The sequence below is a fragment of the Streptomyces sp. NPDC022910 genome (assembly GCF_055561075.1).
Genome location: NZ_JBVHHL010000083.1, coordinates 1 through 25,398, shown reverse-complemented (window position 1 = coordinate 25,398; position 25,398 = coordinate 1). Strand labels below are relative to the sequence as shown.

At 70.3% G+C, this 25,398-nt stretch carries 25 protein-coding genes and 4 pseudogenes; 13 read left to right on the top strand and 16 right to left on the bottom strand.

The annotated features are described in order from the left end of the window. The first annotated feature begins 287 nt into the window (after positions 1-287). Complete coding sequence (locus tag ACZ3TS_RS39120) at positions 288-1,001, top strand: LmeA family phospholipid-binding protein (RefSeq protein WP_467627040.1); 714 nt, start codon at positions 288-290, stop codon at positions 999-1,001. On the opposite strand, the gene ACZ3TS_RS39115 is transcribed toward ACZ3TS_RS39120, so the two are convergent. Both ACZ3TS_RS39115 and ACZ3TS_RS39110 read right to left on the bottom strand, forming a co-directional pair. Next, positions 991-1,764 carry a SpoIIE family protein phosphatase gene (locus ACZ3TS_RS39115; RefSeq protein ID WP_467627038.1) on the bottom strand — a complete coding sequence of 258 codons (774 nt, stop codon included), beginning with the start codon at positions 1,762-1,764 and terminating at the stop codon, positions 991-993. The genes ACZ3TS_RS39120 and ACZ3TS_RS39115 overlap by 11 nt on opposite strands. 102 nt (positions 1,765-1,866) lie before the next feature. Then, positions 1,867-2,604 carry a flavodoxin family protein gene (locus ACZ3TS_RS39110; RefSeq protein ID WP_467627035.1) on the bottom strand — a complete coding sequence of 246 codons (738 nt, stop codon included), beginning with the start codon at positions 2,602-2,604 and terminating at the stop codon, positions 1,867-1,869. Between the two features lie 177 nt (positions 2,605-2,781). On the opposite strand from ACZ3TS_RS39110, the pseudogene ACZ3TS_RS39105 reads away from it, so the two are divergent. Both ACZ3TS_RS39105 and ACZ3TS_RS39100 read left to right on the top strand, forming a co-directional pair. Beyond that, positions 2,782-3,209, top strand: a pseudogene (locus ACZ3TS_RS39105) (thiamine pyrophosphate-binding protein); the annotation flags it as partial. Between the two features lie 69 nt (positions 3,210-3,278). Further along, a complete protein-coding gene (locus ACZ3TS_RS39100) occupies positions 3,279-3,737 on the top strand; it encodes an MDR/zinc-dependent alcohol dehydrogenase-like family protein (protein WP_467627043.1) in 459 nt (152 codons plus the stop codon). On the opposite strand, the gene ACZ3TS_RS39095 is transcribed toward ACZ3TS_RS39100, so the two are convergent. The 7 genes from ACZ3TS_RS39095 to ACZ3TS_RS39065 form a co-directional block, all read right to left on the bottom strand. Beyond that, a complete protein-coding gene (locus ACZ3TS_RS39095; RefSeq protein WP_467627033.1) occupies positions 3,653-3,982 on the bottom strand; it encodes an SDR family NAD(P)-dependent oxidoreductase in 330 nt (109 codons plus the stop codon). The genes ACZ3TS_RS39100 and ACZ3TS_RS39095 overlap by 85 nt on opposite strands. Positions 3,983-5,057: 1,075 nt before the next feature. Next, positions 5,058-6,587, bottom strand: coding sequence for an MFS transporter (locus ACZ3TS_RS39090; protein WP_467627031.1), 1,530 nt, complete (start codon positions 6,585-6,587; stop codon positions 5,058-5,060). 164 nt (positions 6,588-6,751) lie between these two features. Then, positions 6,752-7,183: a GlcG/HbpS family heme-binding protein gene (locus ACZ3TS_RS39085; RefSeq protein ID WP_467627029.1), complete on the bottom strand. Its 432-nt coding sequence runs from the start codon at positions 7,181-7,183 to the stop codon at positions 6,752-6,754. Then, the gene (locus tag ACZ3TS_RS39080; protein WP_467627027.1) at positions 7,180-8,682 is read right to left on the bottom strand and encodes a DHA2 family efflux MFS transporter permease subunit; all 1,503 of its coding nucleotides are present in this window, start codon (positions 8,680-8,682) and stop codon (positions 7,180-7,182) included. The genes ACZ3TS_RS39085 and ACZ3TS_RS39080 overlap by 4 nt, the downstream gene beginning before the upstream one ends. Beyond that, positions 8,679-9,263 carry an NADPH-dependent FMN reductase gene (locus ACZ3TS_RS39075; RefSeq protein WP_467627025.1) on the bottom strand — a complete coding sequence of 195 codons (585 nt, stop codon included), beginning with the start codon at positions 9,261-9,263 and terminating at the stop codon, positions 8,679-8,681. Before ACZ3TS_RS39075 ends, ACZ3TS_RS39080 begins: the two co-directional genes overlap by 4 nt. A gap of 16 nt (positions 9,264-9,279) precedes the next feature. Next, entirely contained in the window at positions 9,280-10,218 is a 939-nt protein-coding gene (locus ACZ3TS_RS39070) for a fumarylacetoacetate hydrolase family protein (protein WP_467627022.1), read from the bottom strand. Between the two features lie 230 nt (positions 10,219-10,448). Continuing rightward, on the bottom strand, positions 10,449-11,300 hold the full coding sequence (locus ACZ3TS_RS39065; RefSeq protein WP_467627019.1) for a hypothetical protein: 852 nt from the start codon (positions 11,298-11,300) through the stop codon (positions 10,449-10,451). A 232-nt stretch (positions 11,301-11,532) separates the two neighbouring features. On the opposite strand from ACZ3TS_RS39065, the gene ACZ3TS_RS39060 reads away from it, so the two are divergent. From ACZ3TS_RS39060 to ACZ3TS_RS39045, 4 genes and pseudogenes are all read left to right on the top strand, one after another. Continuing rightward, entirely contained in the window at positions 11,533-11,805 is a 273-nt protein-coding gene (locus tag ACZ3TS_RS39060) for an SDR family NAD(P)-dependent oxidoreductase (protein ID WP_467627017.1), read from the top strand. Between the two features lie 296 nt (positions 11,806-12,101). Continuing rightward, positions 12,102-12,923, top strand: coding sequence for a FadR/GntR family transcriptional regulator (locus tag ACZ3TS_RS39055; protein ID WP_467627015.1), 822 nt, complete (start codon positions 12,102-12,104; stop codon positions 12,921-12,923). Continuing rightward, the gene (locus ACZ3TS_RS39050; RefSeq protein WP_467627013.1) at positions 12,920-14,539 is read left to right on the top strand and encodes a thiamine pyrophosphate-dependent enzyme; all 1,620 of its coding nucleotides are present in this window, start codon (positions 12,920-12,922) and stop codon (positions 14,537-14,539) included. Before ACZ3TS_RS39055 ends, ACZ3TS_RS39050 begins: the two co-directional genes overlap by 4 nt. 80 nt (positions 14,540-14,619) lie before the next feature. Continuing rightward, positions 14,620-15,758, top strand: a pseudogene (locus tag ACZ3TS_RS39045) (MMPL family transporter); the annotation flags it as partial. Positions 15,759-16,020: 262 nt separating this feature from the next. Here ACZ3TS_RS39045 and ACZ3TS_RS39040 read toward each other — a convergent pair. The 5 genes from ACZ3TS_RS39040 to ACZ3TS_RS39020 all read right to left on the bottom strand — a co-directional run bounded on the left by ACZ3TS_RS39040 (position 16,021) and on the right by ACZ3TS_RS39020 (position 18,329). Continuing rightward, a complete protein-coding gene (locus tag ACZ3TS_RS39040; RefSeq protein WP_467627011.1) occupies positions 16,021-16,242 on the bottom strand; it encodes a hypothetical protein in 222 nt (73 codons plus the stop codon). Continuing rightward, complete coding sequence (locus ACZ3TS_RS39035; RefSeq protein WP_467627007.1) at positions 16,229-16,480, bottom strand: DUF6400 family protein; 252 nt, start codon at positions 16,478-16,480, stop codon at positions 16,229-16,231. Before ACZ3TS_RS39035 ends, ACZ3TS_RS39040 begins: the two co-directional genes overlap by 14 nt. Before the next feature lie 102 nt (positions 16,481-16,582). Then, positions 16,583-17,350 (bottom strand): metallophosphoesterase family protein, encoded by a 768-nt coding sequence (locus tag ACZ3TS_RS39030; protein ID WP_467627005.1) that lies wholly within the window; start codon positions 17,348-17,350, stop codon positions 16,583-16,585. Further along, on the bottom strand, positions 17,347-17,637 hold the full coding sequence (locus ACZ3TS_RS39025) for a BON domain-containing protein (RefSeq protein WP_467627003.1): 291 nt from the start codon (positions 17,635-17,637) through the stop codon (positions 17,347-17,349). Before ACZ3TS_RS39025 ends, ACZ3TS_RS39030 begins: the two co-directional genes overlap by 4 nt. Then, positions 17,634-18,329 carry a nucleotidyltransferase family protein gene (locus ACZ3TS_RS39020; protein WP_467627000.1) on the bottom strand — a complete coding sequence of 232 codons (696 nt, stop codon included), beginning with the start codon at positions 18,327-18,329 and terminating at the stop codon, positions 17,634-17,636. The genes ACZ3TS_RS39025 and ACZ3TS_RS39020 overlap by 4 nt, the downstream gene beginning before the upstream one ends. 349 nt (positions 18,330-18,678) lie before the next feature. Between ACZ3TS_RS39020 and ACZ3TS_RS39015 the strand changes: the two are divergent. After that, positions 18,679-18,759 (top strand): annotated as a pseudogene (locus tag ACZ3TS_RS39015) (NAD(P)-binding domain-containing protein); the annotation flags it as partial. A gap of 303 nt (positions 18,760-19,062) precedes the next feature. On the opposite strand, the gene ACZ3TS_RS39010 reads toward ACZ3TS_RS39015, so the two are convergent. Next, positions 19,063-19,722: an FAD-dependent oxidoreductase gene (locus tag ACZ3TS_RS39010; protein WP_467626998.1), complete on the bottom strand. Its 660-nt coding sequence runs from the start codon at positions 19,720-19,722 to the stop codon at positions 19,063-19,065. Between the two features lie 883 nt (positions 19,723-20,605). Here ACZ3TS_RS39010 and ACZ3TS_RS39005 point away from each other — a divergent pair. From ACZ3TS_RS39005 to ACZ3TS_RS38990, 4 genes are all read left to right on the top strand, one after another. Further along, positions 20,606-20,746 carry a hypothetical protein gene (locus ACZ3TS_RS39005; RefSeq protein WP_467626996.1) on the top strand — a complete coding sequence of 47 codons (141 nt, stop codon included), beginning with the start codon at positions 20,606-20,608 and terminating at the stop codon, positions 20,744-20,746. Positions 20,747-20,891: 145 nt separating this feature from the next. Next, on the top strand, positions 20,892-21,065 hold the full coding sequence (locus ACZ3TS_RS39000) for a hypothetical protein (RefSeq protein WP_467626994.1): 174 nt from the start codon (positions 20,892-20,894) through the stop codon (positions 21,063-21,065). A gap of 134 nt (positions 21,066-21,199) precedes the next feature. After that, positions 21,200-22,231, top strand: coding sequence for an LLM class flavin-dependent oxidoreductase (locus tag ACZ3TS_RS38995; RefSeq protein ID WP_467626992.1), 1,032 nt, complete (start codon positions 21,200-21,202; stop codon positions 22,229-22,231). A gap of 35 nt (positions 22,232-22,266) precedes the next feature. Continuing rightward, on the top strand, positions 22,267-22,950 hold the full coding sequence (locus tag ACZ3TS_RS38990; protein WP_467626990.1) for an NADPH-dependent F420 reductase: 684 nt from the start codon (positions 22,267-22,269) through the stop codon (positions 22,948-22,950). Between the two features lie 37 nt (positions 22,951-22,987). Here the strand turns inward: ACZ3TS_RS38990 and ACZ3TS_RS38985 are convergent. After that, positions 22,988-23,684: pseudogene (locus tag ACZ3TS_RS38985) on the bottom strand (preprotein translocase subunit SecY); the annotation flags it as partial. A gap of 496 nt (positions 23,685-24,180) precedes the next feature. On the opposite strand from ACZ3TS_RS38985, the gene ACZ3TS_RS38980 reads away from it, so the two are divergent. Continuing rightward, positions 24,181-25,326, top strand: coding sequence for a GAF domain-containing protein (locus tag ACZ3TS_RS38980; RefSeq protein ID WP_467626988.1), 1,146 nt, complete (start codon positions 24,181-24,183; stop codon positions 25,324-25,326). Positions 25,327-25,398 lie beyond the last annotated feature (72 nt).

The following is a 25,398-nucleotide window of genomic DNA, read 5'->3' as shown; positions in this document are numbered from 1 at the left end:
GCGAGTACTTACTGGGTGGTGCCACGTCTTGCCTCTCGTTTCCTTACGTAGAGATCCTATTGGGTCCCTGTCCGGAAACTTCGGGGCACCTCACAAGTGTGTTCCGGACGGCTCTTTGATGCCTCCTTGGCGGCCCACATGTGACGCGAACCCAGGTCTGACCTGCCTGTCGCGGATGCCGCGAACCTCTCGCCCTCTTCGCAAGGCTGGTACCCAAGCCGCCGACCGTGCATGATCGGTTATGGACTGATCATGTTCGGCCGAGGTCGGCACAACGGGGGACAAATATGAGGCGTCGCTGGGTCAAGGTCCTCGCGATCACGGTGGTGGTGCTGGCCGTTCTCTTCACCGTCGCGGACCGGGTCGCCGTGCACTACGCCGACAAGGAGGCCACCCACCTCGCCGCAGAGAAGTACGGCTACCAGAACTCCACCGACGGACACCTGGAGGTGTCCATCGAGGGCTTTCCCTTCCTGACCCAGGCGTTCAGCCAGAACTTCGACCACGTCAGCCTGAATGCGGGACAGTTCACCATCGACACCACGAACAATGCCCAGGGTGGCTACCTGCCCGTCAAGCAGCTCCAGCTCGACCTGCACGGCGTGCAGGTGGCCTCCCTGACCGCACGCAGTGCCGAGGCGAACCTCGCCGCAGGCACCTTGACGCTCTCGTACGAGGCGCTGTCCGGCGTGGTCACACGGCTGGCGGGCAGCGGCGGCCCCATCCACATCTCGCAGACCGCGGGGTCGACGGGGCAGGCCGCTCGGGTCAAGGTCACGGGCACCGCCGGCGGGCGCGAGCTGAACAGCACGGGCACGTTGCTCGCCCAGGGAAATGAAATCTCCCTCAGCCTCCCTGGGGCCGAACAGCCGTCGGCCACCTGGCGGGTCCAGCTCCCCGAGAACGTCGGCTTCACCGCGGCGCGCGCCACCTCGGACGGTGTGCAGATCAGCATGGTCGGTCACCTGGTGAACCTCGGCTCCTCACGCTTCACCAGGTGAGCCGACTCCGCCCGTCGGCCCTGTTCGGCCGGCCGAGGAGCCAGTACGCCGCAGCGCGGATGGCGAAGGCGACCAGGACAGGGCTCAGGGAAAGACCGCCTTCGCGGGGCGAGATGCAGGGCGGCGGCGCGACGCCCAGCCGGGACCGGTGAGCTGCATTCGCCGGGGGTGAGCCGCTGGGCGCCCGGTGGGCGTACCTGCCGCAGCACGAGCGGCTGGAATGGGTCAGGGGCTTCAGCGTTCGGGAACCATGCGGGTACGCGGGTACTCCTTTCAGCGCCAAGTCGAGCGTGCGGGCGAGGGTGTCGATCTGCTTCTCGATGTCGGTGCCGGGCCTTTCGACCAGTCCGTCGATATAGACGGCCAACGTGGAGCCCGGTGGTACCGGTTGGGTCGCCTGCCGGGACGGCACCCCTGCGCCGCACGGATCGTTGACGCCCAGCGGTACCCCGACCGGTGCCTGGAGCATTCGCGCGGGCCCTTCGGGGGGCAGGGCGATGACCGGAGGTGTCCCGCCGAGCAGACCCCTCCGATGCCGATCTTGCCGTCCATCAGCAGAACCGGCTGCCAGCCTCTCTCCGCCCGGCAGCCGGTCGAGGAGGATCAGCCGAACACCGAGGTCAGCCAGGGCCCGCGGATCGGACTGCGCCAGAACTCCGGCCGGAACGGCCCCGGGGGCGGGGGCAGCAGCCCGGGGCGGTGCACCGCCCTCGGCTATGGACGGTCGCCCACGCCGCCGCAGCCGTCCCACCGGTCCGCACATGCTTGGGCCACCCCCGGCCACGCTTCTGGCCCAGTGCCCGGCGCTGGGACCCGCTGGGCGGGGCCGACCCCGACGGCCGCCCGCCGGTTTTTCGTCATCACGTCACCGGTGCTCGGGGTTCTCGTAGTCGCGGCGGCAGCCGGCGTCCCAGGCGGTGCGCTGGTTGCCGTAGGCGGGGATGCCGCCCAGGTCCTTCAGCGCCCGGGCCAGGTGCAGCAGGTTCCAGGTCATGAAGGTGGTGTTGCGGTTGGTGAAGTCGTTCTCCGGGCCGCCCGAGCCGGGGTCGAGGTAGGAAGGGCCGGGGCCCGCCTCACCGATCCAGCCGGCGTCCGCCTGCGGAGGGATGGTGTAACCCAGGTGCTGCAGGCTGTAGAGGACGTTCATGGCGCAGTGCTTGACGCCGTCCTCGTTGCCGGTGATCAGGCAGCCGCCGACGCGGCCGTAATAGGCGTACTGGCCAGCTTCGTTGAGCAGGCTGGAGCAGGAATAGAGGCGTTCGATCACCTGCTTCGTCACGGAGCTGTTGTCGCCCAGCCAGATGGGCCCGGCCAGCACCAGGATGTCGGCCGCCAGGACCTGCTGGTACAGGTCCGGCCAGGCGTCCGTCTCCCAGCCGTGCTCCCTCATGTCGGGCCATACACCGGTCGCGATGTCGTGGTCCACCGCCCGTACGACGTCGACGTGTACGCCCTGCGCGTCCATGATGGCGGTGCTCCGGTCGATGAGCCCCTGGGTGTTGCTCGTCTCCGGCGAGCGCTTCAGGGTGCAGTTGATCACCAAGGCCCGCAGGTCATCGTACCGGGCCGACGGTGCGTCGGTGGCAGGCGACGAGGTGGTCACATGGGCCTCCCGGAGTTCTGCCGCCGCTCTGTGCATGGCGGCCCGTTCTCACTTCGCCAGCGTGCGGTCCGACCGCGGAAGCCGCCACCACAACGTCTCCAGACGGCCGCAGCGGTCCACGCCCCGGTCGGCGGCGGACGACTGGCCCGGACGGGCAGGTGTACCTAGGTTCGCCTCATGAGCACCGAAGGCGCGGCCGAGTCGCGGAACACGGCAGCAGCGGACGACGTCGCACACCTTGTGGTGCGCTGTCTGCGAGCCGAAGGCGTCGAGTACGTCTTCGGGATCCCCGGGGAGGAGAACATCCGCTTCGTCGACGCCCTGAGCGGCTCCGGAATCCGGTACATCCTGGTGCGCCACGAGCAGGCCGCCTCGTTCATGACCGAGATCTACGGACGTCTGACCGGCCGAGCCGGGGTCTGCTCGGCCACGCTGGGCCCCGGCGCGATCAACCTGCTGCTCGGCACCGCCGATGCCATGACCAACAGCGCACCGATGGTGGCCCTTGCCGCCCAGGGCTCGCTGCGCCGCACCCACAAGGAGTCGCATCAGGTCATCGACCTGGTATCGATGTTCGCCCCGTCACCCAGTGGGCGGCCCAACTGCTCAACGGCGCTGGCTGGGACGTGGGGCTGCGCCCCCCGGCGGCGCTGGGAGTGGAGGGCGCGGGCAAGGTGCTGGCCGTCGGCGCGGGTGTCACCGGGTTTGCCGTAGGCGACCGGGTGCTCGCGCACGAGGCCCCGCTGCCCGGGGGAAGCGGCTTCTGGGCCGAACGCGTTCTGATCAACGCGGATCACACGGCAGCCTGCCCACCCGGGCTGGATGCCGTGCACGCGGCGGCGCTGCCGGTCAACGGACTCACCGCGTTGCAAGCCCTGGAGAAGCTGGACCTCAGCCGAGGACAGCGGCTCCTGATCACCAACGGAGGCGGGGCCACCGGAGCCCTGGCCGTCCAGCTCGCCGCGGCCAAGGGCATCGAGGTGACCGCGACCGCGTCTCCTGCCGCCGCAGAGCGCCTGCTCGGTCTGGGAGCGATGGAGGTCATCGACTACCACGACCCGAACTGGTCGACCAAGGCACGCGACGGGTTCGACGCCGCCCTCACCATCACCGCGCCCTTGCTGGCGTTGTAGGCGGGTGACTCCGGCACCGCGACGATGCCCATCTCGGAGCCGAGAGTCACGATCTTCCCGCCGCCCTGCGCGATCATGTGCGGCACCGCGTGCTTGACGAGGGTGAACATGCCCTTGACGTTGGTCGTCAGGACGGCGTCCCACTCCTCCTCGCTCAGCTCCTGGATCGGCATCACGCTGGTGATGCCGGCATTGCACACCAGTACGTCGAGCTTGCCGAAGCGGGTGATCGCGGTCTCGACCATGGTGGGGTGGCCGGCGTGTAACGTTTGCGTATCGCGCTGCTGTGTCCGGTCGGTTGCGACATCCACCCGCGCACGCCGCTGACCATCGCCCGGGCCTACTACGGCGCCTGGTTCGACGCCGCGCGCCAGGACCCGGACGAGTTCTGCGCACTGCCGGTCGGCCCCGCCTATGGCTACCTGGAGACCCGCGCGGTGTCCGCCGCGGTCAACAACGCGCGGCGATCCGGCCCCGGGCGACGGTTCCGTCATGCCCGGAGACCCTCTCCCATCCCGCGACAACAGCGAGCCCGGCACGACGCCCGAATTGCGGCTACACAGCCCGGCGAGCATCCGGTCCGCACTCATCAGCCGGTACGCACGCCCTTCACACTCGCCAACCTTGCCTGTGGATGTCCCGGCCCCAGTCGACAGGCGCGACCGGGACGGCCGGTGCCGCGGGCCTCACGTGGAGGAATAGGGCCACCCGGCGGGCTCCGCGCTCAGAGTTCCAGCTCTCCATCCGCCGGGGACCTTGGCCTGGGTTCACACTCTCTCCAACAGGACGCATTGTGGCCCGAGCCATGGTGATTTCCCTGGTCAGGACCGTAACGGCAAACGAGTCGAGCTGCACGCCAGGTTCTGTCGACTCTGACGGCCGCCCGCCACAAGCAAGAGACACCCGTCCCGGGACGCTCAAACGCCCGTTCCGTGGCGGCCTCTGGCCCAACGGAGAAGGAACCGCCATCGGCCCCTTCGTGGCAGACAGTCCACGCCGGCCCGGTACCGGTTGCGGAGCGACTCCCCCTTCGTCACGGACGGCGTCCATCCGGCATTGCCCGGTCGAAGCGTCGACTGCTCCAGTATCGCCATGAGGCGCGCCAGGGGCCCGCTGAGGTGCCAGGCTGACCGTTTGCTGACCCGAACCCGATCAACAAAGCCCTGACCTGCGCATATACCTGGACGCCAGATGTCGGACTTGAATACTGTACGAAACACGAAGAAACTCCCGATTCGCCTGCTCCCTGCCTGCTTTTTGCAGGTCAAGGCGGCCGAAGGGGCGCTGCCCGTCGGCCGGGGCGCCCCTTCGTGCACCGGCTCACCTGGCCGGCTCGACCTCCTCCATGACGCCCACCATCGACTGCGTGCCCTGTCGGCCGCGGATGGTCAGCCCCGGCAGGGCCACGAGGAAGGCCACGGAGGCCAGTGCGGCCGCGCCCAGCAGGCCCGTACGCGCCGCGGCGGGGAAGTCGCGGTGCGTGGCAAGGAGTTGGCTGAAGTACAGGGAACTCGCCAGTGCCGTGCCCAGTGAGGTGCCGATCTTCATGCCCGTCTGGTAGACACCGGCCGCGGTGCTGCCCTCCCCGCGGGGCACCAGTTGGAGGGCGAGCGTCTGGTTGGAGGCGATGACGCATCCAGCGCCGCAACCCGCTACCAGCAGAGGCAGGGCCGTCAGCAGGAACATGTTGTCGCCCACGGAGGACTGGCCCACGATCAGGGCGTCGGCCGCCAGACCCACGGCGGTGAGTGCGGTGCCGACGATGACCAGTGGACGTCCGACGCGGTGGACGACGCGGCCGCTGATGATCCCGAAGACGGCCGAGCCGACGGTGAACAGCACCGTGCACAGGGACGCCTTCAGCGGGGAGTAGTGCATGCCCTGTTGCAGGAACTGCGACAGGACGATGAAGATGCCGGTGAACCCGCCGTAGAGCGCGGCGGCGACCAGGGCACCGACCCAGTAGGTCCGCTCGCGGAACAGGTTCAGGTCGACCAGCGGCTGCCTCTCGCGCCGGGCGACGCCGCGCTCCCACAGGACGAACACGGCCAGCAGGGCGAGACCGGTCCAGGCCAGCCACCAGCGGCGGTCCGCCCAGTTGCCGCTCTGCAGCAGGGGCAGCATCACGGCGGTGACGGCGACGCCGAGCACGAGCATGCCGACCAGGTCGAGGCTACTGGGCCGCTCGGTCCTGCGTCCCTCCGGCAACAGGCGGCCGGCCAGGAACAGGGCGAGCAGGTCCAGCGGAATGAACAGGTAGAAGATCCAGCGCCAGCCGTCGGCCGTGCCGAAGCCCTGGAGAATGGCGCCGCCGAAGAGCGGGCCGATGGCCGTGGAGAGACTGACCGTCGCGCCGTAATAGCCGAAGGCGCGGCCACGCTCACGCGGCGGGTACATCTGGTGCAGCAGGCCGACGACCTGGGGCGCCACCAGGCCGGCCGCGACGCCACGGGCGAGTCGTGACGCCACGAGCCAGGTGGCGTCGGGTGCGACCCCACACAAGACGCCCGTGATGGTGAACAGCGCCATTCCGACGAGGAAGACCTTTCGGCGGCCGAACTCGTCGCCCAGCCGGCCGCTCGGGATGAGCACCAGTCCGAAGGTCAGGGTGTATCCGGCGATCGACCAGGTCGCCTGGGAGGACGACAGGTGCAGGTGGTGCTCCATGGACGGCAGGGACACCGTCACGATGCTCACGTCGAGGAGCGTCAGAAAAGCTGCGGCGATGCAGACGGCGAGGGCCTGGGCGCGGCGCCCTGGCGTGAGTTCGGCGGTTTCGGAGAGCCCGGAGCGTCCCTTGCCGCCGGGCGTGTCACGTGGTGCGGTGAGGTCTTCCGGCGTCTTTGCCATGGTGTACCTCTGTTTCCCATCGGCTATCTGTACGGGGAGTTCGATGCCGTGGGGGCGCGGGAGCGCCCCACCGGGGAATGCGGCTCGTGCGGCGGAGCCACATCCGTTTCCGGTACGGGCCGGGACCGTCCTGAGCTCCGGTCCCGGCCCTGACGCGCGGCAGGTCAGCCCACGTCGGCGACGAGGCCGGCCTTCTCGACGCCGAAGACCGCGACGGCCTCGTCGTTGTCGGGCCGGTCGCCGCTGACGCCGACCGCGCCGAGTAGCTCGCCGTCCTCGTCCCGGATCAGCACGCCGCCCTTGGAGGAGGCGACGCGGCCCTCGGAGATGCTGGCGAGGGCGGCGAAGAACGCGGGGTCACGCGTGGCGTGCCGGGCACCGGCGGCGCCGCCCTGGCCGGTGCCGAGGCAGCCCCAGGCCTTGGCGTGGGCGATCTGCGGGCGCAGGATGCCCGCGCGTTCCTCGCGCTTGACGACCAGCGGATGGCCGCCGGGGTCGAGGACCGTGACGGTCAGGGGGCGCAGGCCCAGTTCGTGTGCGTGGCTCAGAGCTGCGTCCACGATCTCGGACGCCTGGGTCAGCGTCAGTGCGCTCATGGCTGTTTCTCCTGCTCTTTCTTGAGGATGGGTCGGTCGGAGAGGGATTGGGGGATGGTGTTGGCCGTCTCGGTGTCGCTGACGCGGGTGGCCGCGTACAGGCCGAGCAGGTTGAGTGCGGCCAGGGCGAGGAAGGCGGCGCGGTAGCCGGACATGCCCGGCACGGTGTCCGTGCCCGTCGTGCCGGCCGTCACCAGGACGGTGGTGGCCACCGCGACGCCGAGGGCTCCGCCGAGCCTGCGGCCGACGTTGAACAGCGTCGAGGCCCGGCCGGAGGACGAGGAGGACACCGTCGCGAACGACGCGGACTGGGTGCCCACGAAGACCTGGCCGACGGCGAGCCCCAGGCAGAACAGCAGCGGCACGACCAGCCACAGGCCGGAGTCCGCCCGCAGCAGCAGGCCCATCGCGGCGACGGTCGCGCTGGTTCCGCCCGCGCCGAGCACGAGGTGCCGGCGCGGCCGCAGCCGTCGGTAGAGGACACGACTCGCGAGCTGTGAGCCGGTGACCACGCCCAGCGCCTCGGGGAAGGTGGTGAGGCCCGCGGTCATCGGGGTCATGCCCCGCTCGTCCTGCAAGTACAGGGTGAGGGTGAACAGGCTGCCCAGGAAGGTCACCGACTCCACCGTCATCACGGTCGTGCCGGACGCGAACAGACGGTCCTTCAGCAGCCGTACGTCGATCATCGGGGACCGCTTGCGGAGTTCGACGGTGACCATCGCGGTGGCCAGGACGGCTCCGCAAGCCAAGGCGACGACCACGGATGACGTGCTCCAGCCCTGCGCGGGACCTTCCGAGATGCCGTACATCACCAGCCCGAAACCGGATGCGGCGAGCAGGAACCCCGTCAGGTCGAACCGCTCGGTGGGCCGGGCGGGCTGATTGCGCAGGCACAGCGCGCCGAACGCCGTTGCGAAGACGCCGACCGGCACGTTGACGTAGAAGATCGCCCGCCAGGAGACCTGGGTGACCAGGACGCCGCCCAGGACCGGGCCCAGGGTGGGGGCGAGGCCGTTGGCGATGCTCAGGATCGCCGAAGCCCGCACCCGTTCGTGCGGGGCGAAGGTGCGCAGCAGCATCGCCATGCCGACCGAGGCGAGCATCCCGCCGCCCGCGCCCTGCACCACCCGGAAGGCGACCAGCTGACCGAGGCTCTGCGCCGTCCCGCACAGCGCCGAACCGAGCGTGAAGACGGCGACGGCCGTCAGCAGGGTGCGCTTGCCGCCGAAGCGGTCGCCGAGCCATCCGGACGCCGGTACGGAGACCGAAAGGCTCACCAGGTAGGTGATCGACACGGTGTCGACGGCCGTGGAGGGGACGTCGAAGGCGCGGCCGATGGTGGGCAGGGCGACGTTGACGATGGTCATGTCGAGGGTGCTCAGGAACAGCCCGGCCACGTAGACGACGCAGACGGCCACCTTCTGACTGACGGCGATCCGGGGGCCGCGCCGCTCGTCCGCCACCTCGTCGGCGGCCACCGCGGCCGGATCGGCGCTCATCCGACCGGGGTGGTGGACCGGCTCGCGGAGCGCGCGGTGGTCACCCGCAGCAGGTCGTCGAGCACGCCGGTGGCGTTCTCGACGAGACCGGGGGCGGGTTCGAAGGTGCCGTCGGCGGTGAACGACAGCCGGACGAAGGGAATGTGCACAGCACCGGCCACCGGCACCATGCCCAGGGCGATCACGACCGGAAGCAGGGCCTGTACGGCTCTGGCGCCCGCGGCGACTCCGCCGTACCCGACGAAGGCGACCGGCTTGCCCTGCCACTCCTTGGCCAGGTAGTCGAGGGCGTTCTTGGTGGCGGCGTTGTAGCTGTGGTTGTACTCGGGCACCACGAACACGAAGGCGTCGGCGGCGCTCACGGTCTCGCTCCAGCGCCGGGTGTGATCGTGCTCGTACTGGCCGCGCTGGGGAGGACGGGGTTCGTCCAGCAGGGGCAGTCCGACCTTGGCGAGGTCGACGAGTTCGGTGTCGAAGCCGGCGTGCCGGAGGGCCAGCGCGTGGAACCAGTCGGCGATGACCGGGCCGCGGCGGCCCGGGCGGGTGCTGCCCACGATGATGTGCAGACGGGGTTGGGACATGGTGACCTCCGGTCGCTCAGTCGCCCGGGACGACTTTGTTCTCGATGACTCCGAGCCCCTCGATCTCGCCGCGGACGACGTCGCCGGGCCGCACGGGGCCATGGCCGGGCGGGGTGCCGGTGGAGAGCACGTCTCCGGGCGCGAGGGTGAGCGCAGCGGTGAGCCAGGCCAGCTGCTCGGGAATGGTGTGGAACATCTCGGCGGTGCTGCCGTCCTGGCGTACCTCACCGTTGACCCACTGGCGGATACGCAGCGCGTGCGGGTCGGGGATCTCGTCGGCGGTGACGAACCAGGGGCCGCAGATCCCATAGGTGTCGAAGCCCTTGCCGCGGTCCATGCGGTTGTTGTCCCGCTCCGAGACGTCCCGTGAGCCGACGTCGCAGAAACCGACGTAACCGGCCACCGCGCGCAGGGCGTTGTCGGGGGTGAGGCGGCCCGAGCGGGGACCTATGACGACGGCCAGCTCCATCTCCGGGGCGACCTGCTCGCTGATCGCGGGGTGGCGCAGTTCGTCGTACGGGCCGGCCAGGGCACCGGGTGCCTTGAGACAGCCCTGAAGGCCTCGCCGGGGAGGCGGCTCCTGGCCGGGGGCGGATGGCCGGCGCGGATAGTTGGCCAGCATGCACCAGACGGTGTGCGGCTTCCCGACGGGCGGTCCGAGCCGCCTGGGCTCGTCGGACCACAGACAGTCCTGGTCCAGTACGCCGGTGTCGGCGTGCCCGGCGATCCAGTCGAACAGGCGTCGCAGGGAGGCGAGTTGGGGGTCGACCTGGAGCAAGGAGGGCAGATCGCCGGGGACGGCGTACCCGGAGCGGGCCAGGGCATCGTCCCGGTGGACGCCGTCGGTCTCCAGCCGTCGTACGAAGGCGGCCTGGATGTCGATGAGGTGGTGCGGAACGACTTCGGCGAAGCAGAGCCGATCGCCGAAGGGAGTCCGCCGCGAGGCAATTTTCACTGGGTGAGGGGAGCTTTCCGTGTGGGACGGGCGAGTCAGGTGCGGCGCCGCGCGGGCAGGCCGGTCGGACCGGAAGCACGGTTCTTCGGCGCCGGCCGGGGCGGGGCGGCCCGACGCGCGAAGCGGCCGTGGAGGCTCCGGCGCGGACGGCCCGCGCCGCACCTCGGCGCGAGGGCCGAGGGGGCTCGGGAAGGACCGCCGTCCCGGGACACCGCCCGACGCCGAAGGGCTCAGCCGTTGTCGGCGTCCTTGGGGTTCTCGAAGCGGATGCCGCCGTCGGTGACGATGGTGACGAACTTGTCGTCGTCCGGTTCGACAGGGAGCTGAATCGGCGGCAGGCCGACGGTGAAAAGCACGAGTTCCTCTGTCGCGGTGTAGCGGGCCTTCTCCCCCGGGTCGGCCTCGACCGCGCCGAGCTTGCCGATCTCGGTCCCCTCCACCGTGCCCCCACCGGAGAGCACCACGGTCAGCCGCTTGGCGTTCTCGCTCTCGGAGATCCATTCGGCGCCGGTCTCGATCTTGACGAACTCGATCCAGAACTGCCGCTCGGTGTAGGTGCCGATGTGCCTGCGCTTCACCCCCGGCCAGCCGGCCACCGGCAGCCAGTTGAAGTGGTCCGGGTTGCTGATGACCACGCCGTTGTAGCGCGGCTTGGGGAACTTCTGCTCCCGCCGGGCGCGGCGCTCGGCCTGCGCCTCCTTGTTGTCCGGGCCGCGGCCACGGCCGGCGCTCATGCCGAGCGCGGAGGCGCCACCGAACTGCAGCACGAGCTGGAGCTGCTTGGGGTCGGTGAGCTTGTCGTCCTGGGGGCCGTAGGTCTGGCCCTCGGGGAAGTAGCCGACCTCGCCCTCGCGCAGGATGCCCTGCTCGCCCAGGTTCATGTCGCCCACCAGCGGCAGACGGATCTGCTCGAAGGTGTGGCAGTGCCGGGGCATGAGGAAGTCGGCCTCCTGGCGGCCCAGGATGTAGCGGTAGTTCTCCAGCGGCTTGTCCCGGTCTCCCATGAGCAGGTAGTTGAACGAGACCGTCCCCCTGGGGTGGTCCATCTTGTACGCGTTCTCGTCGAACGGCGCGATCTTCATCGGTGTCCTCCGTGATCGGGTGCTCGCCCGTGTGGTGTCCGCGCGGCCCGGAGCTCGGGCGGAGCGGGCGTGATGACTGACGGCGATCGGGCGGTCCGGCTGTCGCGCGGTCGGGACCGCTGCGCGGCCTCTTCGATGACTTCCGGTCGTCGCTCGCCATCCAAAAAACCTTCCTAGTAGGTTTATGTCAAGGTAGGTGGCGAGCTCTCATCGAAAATGAAGGAGCACAGAGGTGAGCGACACAGATCTGAAGGGGACGGTCTCGCTGGTCACGGGCGCGTCCAGCGGCATAGGCGCTGCCGCGGCCCCCACCCTGGCGGCCCGCGGTTCGGCCGTCGCGCTGGTGGCCGCCCGGCGCGAGGATCGCCTGGACGCACTGGCCGCACAGTTGAGGGCCGCCGGCGGGCGGGCCCTGCCGGTGGTGGCCGACGTGACCGACGCGGACCAGGCCCGCCGGGCGGTCGAGGGCGCCGTCGACACCTGGGGCGGCTGGAGATTCTCGTGAACAACGCCGGGACGGCCCGGCCAGGACCGATGCTGGGCGCCCGGCTCGCCGACTGGGAGCAGACGGTGCAGGAACCTGCTCGGCACCCTGCACTGCGTACACGCCGCCCCGCCCCACCTGCTCGCCGCGGCGGAGGAGGATCCGCCCGGCCCACGCGGCCGTGAGCCACCTTCTCATCCGGCCCAGCCAGTCAGAGCGCTGAAGACCTTGAGTCAACCTACTAGGTAGGTTACCGTTGAATGGACCATCCTGGCCCGGCCATCTCGGCCGGGACACCCTTGGGAGCGACATTGTCCGTGCCTCACACCCCGGCGAAGATCTTCCGCGGTCGGGTGGCCGACCAGATCGTCGAGGATCTGCGCGCGCAGATCCTCAGCGGCACCCTGCCCGACGGCTCGCGCCTGCCCGCCGAACGGGAGCTGGCCGCGTACTACGACGTCAGCGGCCCCACCGTCCGCGAGGCCATCCGCGTGCTGACCGCCATGGGCCTGGTCAACACCCGCAACGGCAGCAGGGCGATCGTCACCGCGCAGGGCGACACCCTGCTCGCCGTGTCCATCGCCTCCGTCGTCCAGGTCGAGAAGGTCGGCGCCCGGGAAGTGTTCGGCCTGCTCGGCGCACTCAACGCCTACGCCGCAGAACTGGCCGCCGAGCACGCCTCGGACGAAGAGGTGGCCCGGCTGCGCGAGGCCGCCGAAGCCATTCCCGCCGCTGAGGGCGTGGAGCGGTCGGTCGCCGCGCTGCAGCACTTCTTCGGGACCCTCTCCGACATCTCGCACAACCCCTTGCTCGCCGGGCTGTGCCGGTTCATCACCGAGATGCAGCTCGGGCTCGCCGTGAAACTGTCCGGCGGCGAGGGCGGCGACTGGGGAGGGGTCGCCGGTGCCCTCCACACCGAGCGGATGCGGATCGTGGCCGCGATCGCCTCCCGCGATCCCCGGCACGCGGCCTCCGTGGTCCGCGACTACCACCTCCAGGTCGTCGAACGCATCACTTTGGTCCGCAAGGACGGCGGGGCCGCCGCTTCCGACGCCGGCCTCACCGAGGCCCTCACGGCGTGGCTGCGGTCGAACGTGACCCTGGGCGGCCATGTCCCCAGCCGGGACGGCCAGTCGTGACCGGGCCGACGATCATGACCCGCACCGTCCGTGACGCCGCCTTCGACGTACTGCGTCTGCACGGGCTGACCACCGTCTTCGCCAATCCGGGCTCCACGGAGGTCTCCCTACTCGCCGATTTGCCCGAGTACCTCAGGTTCGTCCTGGCGCTGCACGAGGGTTCGGTGGTGGGCGCCGCCACCGGCTGGGCGCTCGCCCGCGAGCAGCCAGGGCTGGTCCTGCTGCACACCACCGCCGGCCTTGGCAACGCGGTCGGCGCGCTGGCCACCGCACGGGTCAACCGGGCGCCTCTGGTCGTGCTGGTGGGCCAGCAGGACCGGCGCCACCTCGCACAGGAGCCGTTCCTCGCCGGGCGGTTGGAGGGGCTGGCCGGGGACTACCCGGTACGGGTGGAGTCACCGGTGCGCGCCCAGGACGTGCCCGGCGCGATCGGGCGGGCCGTGCACGCCGCCCGTCAGGAGCGCGGCCCGGCGCTGGTCCTCGTCCCCATGGACGACTGGGCCGAACCGGCCGAGGACCTGCCCCCTGCCGCACCGACGGCCGTCCGGAGGCCGGCAGCCGCCGACCCCCAGGCGGTCGCCGAGGTCGCCCGCCTGCTCGCCCGTGCCGCGTCGCCGGTCCTCGTGGTGGGAGCGGGCGCGGACACCAGGGACACCTGGGCCGCGCTCAGCACCCTGGCCGAACGGCTCGACTGCCCCGTATGGCAGGAGCCTTTCGGGGCACGCGCCGGATTCCCGCAGGACCACCGGCTGTTCGCCGGCCACCTGCCCGCCGACCGGCCCCGGCTGCGCGCCGTGCTAGACGGGCACGACCTGGTGCTGTGTGTGGGTGCTCCGTTCCTGCGCCAATATCCCTACGCGCCGGGGAAGTTGACCGACACCCGGGTGATCGTGGTCACGGACGACCCGGCCGAGGCCCACCACTCCCCCGCCGGACTGGCCGTCGTCACGCCCCTGCCCGACTTCTGCGACCGCCTCGCCCGGCGCACGCCGGCCAGGGCGACGGCGGCCGAGCCCGAGCCGCTGCGGCGGGCCACGCACCCAGATCCCCCCGCCATGGGTGAGCCGTTGACTCCCGCCCATGTCCTGGCCGCCCTCGCCGAGCGCCTGCCCACGGACACGGTGGTCGTGGAGGAGACCCCCTCCTCCCGTCCCGACCTGCACGCCCTGCTGCCCGCCCGCGCACCGCTCGGCTTCCTCAGCGCCGCCATGGGCGGCCTCGGCTTCGCACTGCCGGCCGCGGTCGGCGTCCGTATGGGACAGCCGCGCCGCCCCGTGGTCGCCGTCGTCGGTGACGGCTCGTCGCTCTACCAGATCCAGGCCCTGTGGACGGCCGTGCACTACGGCGTGGGCGCCGTCTTCGTCGTCCTCTCCAACGGCCGGTACGCGGTCATGGACAAGCTGGCCGAGCAGCACGGCGGCAAGCCGCCGTGGCCCGCCTTCGGCGAGGTCAGCGTGGCCGGCCTCGCCGAGTCCCTCGGCTGCCCGGCCCGCCGGATCACCGAGTACGCCGACCTGTGCGCGGCGCTCGACGCCCTCTGCCCGGACCTGGCCGACCGCACCGAGCCCCTGGTCCTCGACATCTCCGTCACGGTCGGCGGCACGTTCCTGCCCTGAAACGGCCGGCCGCTCCCTGCCCTCACCCCTGCGCAGCCGTGCCCGGCTCGCGCCCACCACCCCGTAGTCGTGCTCCTCCCGCCCGTTTCGCCGCCCTGGGGCGCGGAGTGCAGCGCCGCCCGGCGCTGACCGCCGTGATCTCCGGCCTCGTCCTGATCGCGCTGTCCCTGGGGACGTTCGGGTTCAAGGCCACGTTCGACCTGGCGTCGGGCTCCATGCCCAAGACCAAGGAGTCCATGGTCGTCCAGGACGAGATGCAGAAGGCGTACTCAGCAGGCGCCGCCGCACCCACCGACGTCTACCTCTCCAGCACCGACGGCAAGCCGCTCGACAAGACCGGCTTCGCCGCGTATGCGAAGAAGCTCGGCGCCGTGGACGGCGTCGCGAGTGCCCGCATGACCCAGCTGAACAGGGACGGCACGACCGCGGACTTCACCGTCACGCTCAAGTACGAGGCGTCGACGGACAAGGCGATCGACGCCGTGGGCCGCGTGCGCGACGTCGCCCACGCGGGCGCCCCGGACGGCACCGAGGCTCTCGTCGGCGGCATGTCCTCGATCTACAAGGACATCGACACCGCGGTCAACCACGACTACCGGACGGTCTTCCCCGTCGCCGCCGTCCTGATCATGGTCATCCTGGGACTGCTGCTGCGCAGCGTGGTCGCCCCCTGGTACCTGATCGCCTCGGTGGGGCTCGGCTTCGGCGCCACCCTCGGCGCCACCGTCTGGATCTTCCAGGAGGGTCAGGGACACTCGGGTCTGATGTTCATGCTCCCGGTGATCATGTACCTCTTCGTGGTCGCCATCGGCACCGACTACAACATCCTCATGATCGCCCGGCTCCGCGAGGAGGCCCGCGAGGCGAGGGCCGCGAGCCGCGTGAAGCGGCCGGCATGGCCCTCAGGCACGCCGGGCCGACCGTGGCCGCGGCCGGCTTCATCCTGGCTGCGACCTTCGCCACGATGATGCTGGCGGGCAACTCGCTGCTCACGGAGATGGGCTTCGCCGTCTCCTTCGGCATCGCCATCGCCGCCTTCGTGATGGCGATGTTCTTCACGCCCAGTTTCACGGCGCTGATCGGCCACACGGCGTGGTGGCCGGGGCACGCGGACCGGCCGGAGCCGACAGCGGGCGCAGGCGCCGGACACCCCGGCTCCACGCCGGTCCCCGGCGAAGACCACACGATCGCTCACGATCCGGCAGGGCGTCGCAGTTAGCGGCAGTTTGTGACGGGGGAGTCTGCCGGGCCGCACGGCCCGGCAGATGCCGGCCGGGCCCGGTCATCCAGCGGCACCGGCAGGCCCAGGGCTTCGCAGCCGGCTCAAGCGCGGAACACAGGCCCGGCGCCATGGCGCTCGGCGATTGCCCGCTCGGTACCTCGGCGGTGTCGACGACATCGGCGCTGCGGCGTTCGGAGACCACGGGCCAGTTGGCGTGACCCAGCATGACCCTGACCTGCTCAAACACCCAGATGCTGGTTTACGACGGCCCGCGTCGGGTGGCCGTGTCCTCAAACCAGATGTAGGTGCAGTTCGGGCACTGCAGGTGGACCACATGTCCGGCGCTGGACAGCAGATAGCGCCAGTGGTGCCGACACGTGCGGCCGGCCAGGCAAAACTCGCAGTGCTCGTGGTCCCGGCAGCGCGGGCAGGGCAGCCAGGCCCGGCGTGCCCTGTCGGCGTCGGGATCAATCGGCAGCACGGCCGTTACCGAGGTCGGCGGGCAGGACTCCGGCGGCCACGAGGCGGTCGTAGATCTCCTGCTGGTGGTCGTCGAGACCGGAGTAGAGCATGCGGTAGGCCGCGTCCTGCTCCTCCAGGGCCGCCACCGGGTCCCAGTCTGGTTCCATCGCCGCGAAGAACTCCGCCCGCCGACGCGCTTCGTCGACGGTGAGATCCATCTCGAATATGTGGTGGTCGGGGGTGCTCTCGTGGACCATGAGCAGGCTTTCCTACGCGAAATCGGGCAGCTATTCGACAGCTGTTCGACATTCCTATCAGGAAGGCCCGGCTTTCCGGCCATGGGAACCGCGAGATCCTGGTCACGTGAACAGGCCCGGGGGCACATCGGCAGCGGCCGGCTCGGGCATCTTCAGGTGGTAGACCCGAAAAGCTCGCCCGATGACCGGCTGCGCGACATTCCGCACCTTGACGCCGCCACTCGTCATGCCGTGTTCCGTGCCGGCGTGCGCGTGCCCGTGCACCGCAAGGTCCGCGCCTGCCGTGTCGATCGCTTCGGCCAGCAGGTAGGTGCCGAGGAACGGATAGATCTCCGCAGGTTCGCCGGCCAGCGTCTCCGGCACGGGGGAATAGTGGGTGAGGGCGATGCGCATGTCACAGCCCTGCTCGCCCAGCTCTTCCAGGGCCTCTCGCAGGGCGTCGGCGCTCCGGCGTGAGCACCGTACGAACTCCTTCATCAGCGGCTCGCCGAACTCCCCGGCGCTGCGGCCGACGAAGCCGCCGCCGAACCCCTTGGTACCGGCCACACCGACGCGTGTGCGACCGCAGGTCACAGTGGTTCCGCTGCCCTCGAGGACCCGTGCGCCGCCCACGTCCTGCAGGATGGCCGCGACCTCTTCCGGGCGCTCGTCGTGGTGGTCGTGGTTGCCCAGGACCGCCACGACCGGGACCGCCAGATCCTGGATCTCCTGTGCCACGACCCGGGCCTCCTCCGGGGTGCCGTGGCGGGTGAGGTCCCCGGCGAGCAGCAATATGTCGGCGCACTCGGGCAGGCTCTCGAACGCGGGACGGAGGGTGCCCTGGCTCTCCGGTCCCATGTGGATGTCTCCGACGGCTGCGACCCGGATCATGCGAGTTCCTCCGCGTGGTCGGGCGCGGAGCTCTCCGCGACCACGATGTCGCAGTGGACCGGGACTCCGGCCAGTTCGTCGCGGACGATGCCCAGGATCTCCTCGCGACACTGTTCGGAGGCGACAGTGCCGGTCACCGTCACCGCCTCACCACGGACCTCGACCCGCACCCCCAGCTCGCCGGGGTGCCCGGCGGCAAGACGTTCGAGGAGGTGGGCGACGCGGTACTCCGTGTTCGGAGCGCCCGAGGCACTCGATGCCGTCCGCTCGCCGCTGTGCTGGGTCATGACGTCTCCTTCTGCGGGGCAATGACGTTCAGGCGTTCGAGAAGAAAGAAGAACGCGGCCGGCATGGGCTCGTCCCCGCATTCCTTCCGCACCCGCTCCCAGTCGACCTTCTCGCGCAGCGCGCGGGCGACGGGGAGGACCGCGCCGAAGTCGCAGTGGTGTTCCGAAAAGGCGGCGATCAGGCTCCACAGCAGGTCGGTGGGGGCCAGCACCGGCATGCGCACGGAGTCGACCGAGAGTTCCTGCGCCCGGGCGAGCATGTCCCTGCCGACGGTCCGGTGCGCGAGTTCGAAGATGATGTCGATGTCCTGGGCGAAGCACTGGGCCTTCATCAGCCAGTCCTCGGGCGGCCGGTAGACCGTCAAGCCCGCGTCGCGCAGCGTGGCCGTGACTGCCTCCGCGTCGTCGGGCTGCACGCAGAAATCGGCGTCGTGCTGCAGGTTCTCGCTGCCGCCGTGCGCGTAGACGGCCACGCTCCCGGCCAGGGCGAACGCGTGTCCCTTCCGTTTCAGCAGGGCGCCGACCCGTTTGGTCGCCTCGAGAATCGCCTGGCTGTGATCAGGGGGCAGTCCTTCCCGCTCCTGTCGCCGCGACTCCTGCTGCTGCGGTGGCCCGGGCTTCGCCGTCGCCGGAAGGACTTCGGGTTCCTCCGATCGCCGGGCAGGGGCCGCAGGATCCCCATGCTGCGTCATGACCACTCCATCTTCCGAACCGAGCAGTCCGCCGACCTGGCGCGCCATCCGGTCCCGGACGGCTGCGTGCACCCAGTGAGTACCCGGAACACCCTCATCGACACGGCACGGAATTCCGGGAGAACAGTGACGTGCCTGTCCCTGCCACTCCCAGGAACGTCAGGGACCTCCCACCTCAGCAGGTGCGCCTCGAGGATGGACATCACTCGGGGCCGCCTTCGAAAACGACGTCCGGCATTCCGAAGCAAGAGAGCTTTCCAAGCAGAGGTACGAGAGGAACACCATGGCCACCCCTATTTCCGGCGGCACGTAGGAGCTGACCCACGTCTGCGCGACGCGGAATGTCGGGGTGTTGGACGCTCCGGTGAGCGGCGCCCGCGCCGGTGCCCTGGCGAAGACGCTGACGACCATCGTCGGCGGCGACGCCGAGGCGGCCCGTCGCTACCGCCCTGTCTTCGAGTCGTTCTCGAAGGACGTCCTCTACATGGGCGGGGCCGGTTCGGGCCAGCTCGGCAAGCTGTTGAACAACACGCTGATGATGATGAACCACAAGAACATCGAGGACATCCTGGAGGTCGCGCAGCGACTGCGCCTGCCCATCCCCATGCTGCTGAAGGGTCTCGGGTCCGCCGTCCTTCGTCACCGGCCCGGTCCACCAGGTCAGCGGCGGCCGGACCCGGCTCTGAGCCACGGCCGACGCCGTCACAACCGGACGATGACCAGGGCGATGTCGTCACGGGCGCCGCCGGCCGCTCCGAGTTGCCCCAGCAGGACGTCGGCCATGCGGATGTTGTGCGCCGCGGCTTCCCCCTGCGCGACCGCTGAAGGGCTGAGCTTGGCCTCGGACACGTCGTTGTTCGTCACCGACCGCGAAGACGTCCCGCTGTCCCAGCACCCTCAGGTGTGTGTCCACCTTGACATGACCGCTCCCGTCGAGCCATGTGCCGAGTCCCGCCAGGCGAAGCCACAGGGTGTTGGGAGTGGTGCCCGTCGTCCAGAACACGACGTCGGCAGCGAGGGGGCTGCCCGCCTGGTCGCGCAGCCGGACGATGCCGCCGGCGGAGGAGACGAGGGTGTTGAGCAGGACCCTCACGTCGTGCCGCTCCAGCCAGGCCCGCGCCTGACGGCCCATCCGACCGGTGCCGTGGTGGTTGAGCAGGTTGGGGCCGCGGTGCGCGAGGGTCACCGTGGCCGACGTGTTGGCCCGCCGCAGTTCCGCCGCCAGTTCCACCCCGGAGGGGCCGCCCCCGATCACCAGTATGCTCCGAGCCCCGGCGACGCGGCGCTGGTGGCTCCGGAAGGACGCCGCCGCATCCTCGACGGTGCTGCCGGTGAAGCGCGCCGGTTCCTGGTAGTCGGCGCCTGTCGCGATCACCAGAACGTCGTACGGCACGCGGTGTTGTGGCGAGGATCACCTCACGCTCCGCGGTCGCTATGCCGACGGCCTTGTTCCGCACGACACGGCCGTTGGCCAGGAGTGAGTCGTACGGGATGAAGGGGGCGTACGTCCATTCCTCGTCGGCGCTGGCCCGTAGCGAGGCGACGCGATGGAAGAACGCCTCCTTGAGGTCGATCAGCGTGACGTCGGCGTCCGCGTCGAGTTCGCGCACCAGGCGTACTCCCGCATACCCCCCGCCGACGATGACGACCCGTCGCTGCGTTGTGACTATGGCCATGATGAGCTCACTTCTTCGCACTCGTGCCGAGTGTCTTCGTCAGACAACCGATGCCGCCCGGGTAGGGCCCGCCTCTCGTTGAACGCCCGGAGGGGCGTGCCGGGTTCAGAGAGACTCCCGCGACGTACGAAACCTCCCCATGTGTGGGCGCTTGTGTGAAGATTTGGCGTGCACTCGGACGCCGCGGCGGGCAGCGGGGCGGACCGCGCCGCGATGCCCGGCCCCGCCCGTGGCGGCGCGACGTCAGCCGGTGGTCGCAGCCGGGTGGCGCAGCAGCGTACCGGCCCTCTCTTCGAGCAGTGCCACCGCCGGCAGCTCGCCGTCGACGGGCCCGTACCATTCGAGCGCCTCCTCGTGCAGGCGCCGGACGGTGTCCGCGACGGCGTGCGGAGTACCTGCACCGCTCCGCCAGGGCGGTGACCGCCGCCAACTGGTCGTGGATGCGGTCCGGGCCGTATGCGGGGAGGTAGTCTCCGGCCACGAGCGCGGGCAGATCCCGGCGGACGAAGGCGGACGAGGCGGGGCCCACGGCCAGGACGTCCGTGAGGACGCCCAGATCGATGCCGGCGCGCCGGCCCAGCAGCAGCGCCTCCGGCCGAGGTGCGGGACTACCTCGACCGCTTCACCGAGGCCGCGCGGGCCGACGAACTGATCGTCGCGTCCCTGGCGGTGGACCGGAGGGCGTGGCTGAGGTCCGTGGAGCTCCTGGCGGAGGTCAGCGGGCTGGAGAACGGCGACTGAGCCTCGTACCGCCGTGGCCGGGGACCCGCCGCGTCCCTCGCGAACCCGCTCAGCCCACTCCTCCTAATTGACACGTCAACCACATCGACGGATACTTGATGCGTCAAGAAATATGCCGGACAGTCGAGCCGGCGGAGGAGGGAACATGACGGCCACGCCCTTCGATGTCGGGCTCAACTCCTTCGGAGAGGTCGCGACGGACGACGGCCGCGTCCTCGACGACGCCGAGACGGTTCGGCTGCTGGTCGAGGAGGCCGCGCTCGCCGAGGCGTCGGGCCCCGGAAGCCGTCGCCCGCAAGATCGCTCGTACGGCCCGTGATCTGCGCCTCAGCTGCTTCGACCTCAAATACGACATCATGCACCTGCCCCGGCAGGCCCGCACCCGCACGATCGAACTGATGGGCCGCGAAGTCGCCCCACGCGTGCGGGAACTGCTCAGTAAGGAGCCCACCCGTGTCTGATCTGGTTTTCGGCCTGGACACGTTCGGTGACGTGCCGGTGGACGATTCCGGTGCTCCGGTCTCGTACGCCAGGGCGATCCGGCAGGTCGTCGACGAAGCTGTACTCGCGGACGGGATCGGCGTCGACGTCCTCGCGCTCGGCGAGCATCACCGCCCCGAGTACGCGGTGTCGACCCCGGAGACCGTGCTCGCCGGTATCGCCACGCGCACCGGGCGCATCCGCCTGTCCTCCGGCGTGACGGTGCTCAGCTCCGACGACCCGGTCCGGGTGTTCCAGCGCTTCGCCACGGTCGACGCGCTCTCCGGCGGCCGGGCCGAGGTCATTCTCGGCCGCGGCTCCTTCACGGAGTCGTTCCCCCTGTTCGGTTACGACCTCGCCGACTACGACAAGCTGTTCGAGGAGAAGATCGACCTCTTCGTGCGACTGCTCCAGGAGAAGCCCGTCACGTGGCGGGGCACCGTGCGGGCTCCGCTGGAGAACGCCGAGGTCTATCCCCCGACCGAGTCCGGCCACCTGACCACCTGGGTCGGTGTCGGTGGCTCACCCCAGTCGGTCATGCGCACCGCGCACTACGGGCTTCCGCTGATGCTCGCCATCATCGGCGGCTCCCCCGAGCGCTTCGCCCACTACATGGACCTGTACCAGCGCGCCGCGGCCCAGTTCGGCACCACTCCCCACCCGGTGGGCATGCACTCCCCCGGTTTCGTTGCCGACACCGACGAGGAAGCCCGGGAGGTGTTCTGGGAGCCGTACCGGGAGATCCGCGACCGCATCGGCGCACTGCGCGGCTGGCCTTCGCTGCGCCGCGAGGAGTACCAGGCCGAGATCGAGCACGGCTCCCTCTACGTCGGCTCGCCTGAGACGGTCGCGCGCAGGATCGCGCGGGCCGTCCGCACACTCGGCGTCGGCCGGTTCGACCTCATCTACACGGCGGGCCCGCAACCGGTCAGCGCCCGCCTTCGCGCGGTCGAGCTGTACGGCACCAAGGTGATCCCCCTGGTCCGCGACATGCTGGCCGGCTGACGAGAAGGACTCGAAGGAAGACGCGAAGGAGCGCCATGAACATCACAGACGTCCGTACGATCGGCGTCCTGGGCGCCGGAAAAGTGGGAACCGTACTGGCCCGGCTCGCGGTGGCGGCCGGCTACCCGGTGTTGATCGCGGGGTCGGGCGAGGCCGACGCGATCGCTCTCACCGTGGAGATCCTCGCCCCCGGCGCGGTCGCGGTCACCGCGGAGGAGGCCGCGGCCCAGGCCGACGTGGCGATCTTGGCCCTCCCCCTGGGCAAGTACCGCAACGTCCCGGTGGAAGCGCTGCGCGGCAAACTCGTCGTCGACGCCATGAACTACTGGTGGGAAGTCGACGGGATACGCGACGACTTCACCGACCCGCGCACGTCCACCAGCGAACTGGTCCAGGCGTTCCTGCCGGGCTCCCGCGTGGTCAAGGCGTTCAACCACATGGGCTACCACGACCTTGAGGACGAGGCCCGGCCCGCCGGGGCGGCCGACCGCAAGGCGATCGCCCTCGCCGGTGACGACCCCGACGGCAGGGCCACGGTCGCGCACCTCGTCCACGCCCTCGGCTTCGACCCCGTCATCGCCGGCCCGCTCGCCGCCGGCATACGGCTGCAGCCGGGCACCGAACCCTTCGGTACCAACGTGGACGCCGAGGAACTGCGCGGCATGCTCGACCGCTTCCCTGCGTCGGAGCTGGGCCGCGCCGTGAGCGAGGCTCGCTGAAGCGGTGTCGTCAGCGGGGGTCGCTGAAGCGGTGTCGTCAGCGGAGGAAGCCTTCGTAACTGTGCTGTTGCACCTGGCTGTTGATCTGCTTGACCGTCTCCAGGCCCACGCTCACCGTGATCAGTATCCTGGTGCCGGTGAGCTGGTTGGCGCCGCCCAGACCGGCGAACGCCACGGTGGGCACCAGCGCGATCAGGCCCAGGTACAGCGAGCCCGGCCGGGTCAGTCTGTTGAGGACGTAGCCGAGGTACTCGGCCGTGGGCCGGCCGGCCCGGATGCCGGGAGCGAATCCGCCGGCCTGCCTGATGTTCCCGCCACTTTCTCCGGATTGAACGTGATCGCCACGTAAAAGAAGGCGAAGAACACGATCAGGAGGAAATGGGCGACGACGTAGAAGGGATGGTCGCCACGGACGAAATTCCGTGTGATCCACGTCGCCCAGCCCGCGTACAAGTGCGGGAACTGTGCGACCAGCGTCGGGATGTGAAGAAGGGACGAGGCAAGATGACGGGGACCACGCCGGCCCGGTTCACCTTCAGCGGGATGTACGTCGCCGTCCCGCCGTACGACTTGCGCCCCGTCATCCGCTTCGCGTAGTGCACGGGAACCCGCCGCTGGCCCTGTTCCACGAAGACGACCAGGGCGACCATGGCGAGGCCGACGAGGACCACGCTGCCGAAGCTGAGCCACCCGTCGGCGATCTCGCCCTGCTGCTTCACGGCCCACGAAGGACCGGGGGTGATCGCACGACGGTCTGCGCCCGCCCACAATCTTCGAAGGGGCGAGCCAGTCCAGCAACCAGAGAGCAACCGGGCACCGGGACGCGACAGGCACACGTATCGGAGCGGACGGTGAAGCTGACAGCGGGCCGCTTCGTCGTCCGGGTGAAGAGGTTCTCGCCGTCCCACCACGGCCGACCGGTCCTCCACGTTCAGGACGGGCACCGACTCGGCGCCGCGGCCGTGACGGCGCGGGCCCCCTGTCGTCCAGCGACATGGGCGCCTGGACCGGGGCACCGCCCACGGCGGGTGACGGCTCGCGCGGAACCTCCCGGCCGCCGAATAGCGGAACCTCCCGGCCGCCGAATAATTGTTTATCACCGAATACGGCAGAGCACCTCTCGACGACCGGTCGATGACAGTCGATGACCAGCATCTCGCTGGAGGGAGCCGTCTCGTGACGAGCAGCGGTGCAGCACCAGATCAGCGGCGGCGGAACGGGCCCGGGGACATGCGCGGAACGGATCTCGGCCATACCCTCCACCGCGCCGCCGGTGCGGCCAGGCACCGGTTGAACGCCGTGTCGGCGGGTGTCTACTTGCTGGACGAGCGCCGCGGCGAACTCCGCCTCGCGCTGGCCGACGGAAGTCCGCCGTCGCTGTTCACGCTGCCGGGGCGGATGGGGCTGGACGTGCCCGCCGCCACGGTACGCGCTGTCCTGACGGGGGAAACGGCCGTACTGCTGGACCCGGATCCCGCCGACCCGGGCCAGGAACAGCATCTGCCGTATCCCTACGTCGCCGTGTCGGCCCCTGTCGTCACGGCCGACCGGCGCTTCGGCGCCCTGACCGTGCTGCGGCTGGAGACGGACGGCGCCTTCACGGCTGCCGATCGCGCGGAGCTGCGGGGTCTCGCGAACCGGCTGGCCGTGGCACTGGCCGGGCTGGCCGACGACGGGGTGGCCGTGGCGGCCGGTCCGATGCCGATGCTGGTGCCACCGGGACGTGACGACCCTCATACACCTGTGTGCGTACCGGGCTGGGGGCTGGGTGACATCCCGGGCTCCGCGGGCACGAGCATGATGTTCCCGCTGCGCCGCCTGGCGGAGCTGCTCAACCGGGCCACGACCATCGAAGAGGTGGTGCAGGCCGCCCGGTACTGCGTCATGGACCCGTTGCGCGCCCGGGCGCTGGCGCTGGTGTCGGCCCTCGAGGGCCGGCTGTGGGTCCTCGGGCACAGCGGTGCCTCCTCCGGCATGGCCCGCGCTCTGCACGGTGCCAGGATGGACGACCGGACACCGGCGGCGGAGGCGTTCCGCGGACGCCCGAAGTTCCTGACCGGGCACTCGCGCACGGGTTCCTTCTCGGCCGACGAGTCGCTAGCCGAGCTGTACCTGCCGCTCACCGGCGACCGGCAGTTCATCGACCTGCCGCTCGGCGCCACCGGGCGCGTGGTCGCGGTGTGCTGCCTCGAGTTCTCCGGGCCGCGCGGCTTCCCGCCCGAGGAGAGGACCCTTCTCGGCATGATGGCGGGGCTGCTGGGAGCGACGGTGCGTCGGGTCGAGCTGAGCGCGCAGCAGCGGGCGATGAGCGAATGCCTCCAGCGTTTCCTCCTGCCGTCCCGGCTCTCGGATCGTAAGCATTCAGAAGGTCGGTGACCTGCATGGCTCCTGACGATGTGACAGGTCGCGGGTGGGTGCGGCAGGATCCGTGGTCATGTCGTCGGGGTG

Bases quoted from the DNA above. Each gene is read 5' to 3' on its own strand.
- ACZ3TS_RS39120 (WP_467627040.1), top strand. From the start codon at position 288: ATGAGGCGTCGCTGGGTCAAGGTCCTCGCGATCACGGTGGTGGTGCTG.
- ACZ3TS_RS39080 (WP_467627027.1), bottom strand. From the start codon at position 8,682: ATGAGCGCCGATCCGGCCGCGGTGGCCGCCGACGAGGTGGCGGACGAG.
- ACZ3TS_RS39025 (WP_467627003.1), bottom strand. From the start codon at position 17,637: ATGACCCAGCACAGCGGCGAGCGGACGGCATCGAGTGCCTCGGGCGCT.
- ACZ3TS_RS39075 (WP_467627025.1), bottom strand. From the start codon at position 9,263: ATGTCCCAACCCCGTCTGCACATCATCGTGGGCAGCACCCGCCCGGGC.
- ACZ3TS_RS38980 (WP_467626988.1), top strand. From the start codon at position 24,181: ATGCGCGGAACGGATCTCGGCCATACCCTCCACCGCGCCGCCGGTGCG.
- ACZ3TS_RS38990 (WP_467626990.1), top strand. From the start codon at position 22,267: ATGAACATCACAGACGTCCGTACGATCGGCGTCCTGGGCGCCGGAAAA.
- ACZ3TS_RS39065 (WP_467627019.1), bottom strand. From the start codon at position 11,300: ATGAAGATCGCGCCGTTCGACGAGAACGCGTACAAGATGGACCACCCC.
- ACZ3TS_RS39085 (WP_467627029.1), bottom strand. From the start codon at position 7,183: ATGAGCGCACTGACGCTGACCCAGGCGTCCGAGATCGTGGACGCAGCT.
- ACZ3TS_RS39000 (WP_467626994.1), top strand. From the start codon at position 20,892: ATGACGGCCACGCCCTTCGATGTCGGGCTCAACTCCTTCGGAGAGGTC.
- ACZ3TS_RS39020 (WP_467627000.1), bottom strand. From the start codon at position 18,329: ATGACGCAGCATGGGGATCCTGCGGCCCCTGCCCGGCGATCGGAGGAA.
- ACZ3TS_RS39095 (WP_467627033.1), bottom strand. From the start codon at position 3,982: ATGGTCGAGACCGCGATCACCCGCTTCGGCAAGCTCGACGTACTGGTG.
- ACZ3TS_RS39115 (WP_467627038.1), bottom strand. From the start codon at position 1,764: ATGTGCGGACCGGTGGGACGGCTGCGGCGGCGTGGGCGACCGTCCATA.
- ACZ3TS_RS39090 (WP_467627031.1), bottom strand. From the start codon at position 6,587: ATGGCAAAGACGCCGGAAGACCTCACCGCACCACGTGACACGCCCGGC.
- ACZ3TS_RS39030 (WP_467627005.1), bottom strand. From the start codon at position 17,350: ATGATCCGGGTCGCAGCCGTCGGAGACATCCACATGGGACCGGAGAGC.
- ACZ3TS_RS39035 (WP_467627007.1), bottom strand. From the start codon at position 16,480: ATGGTCCACGAGAGCACCCCCGACCACCACATATTCGAGATGGATCTC.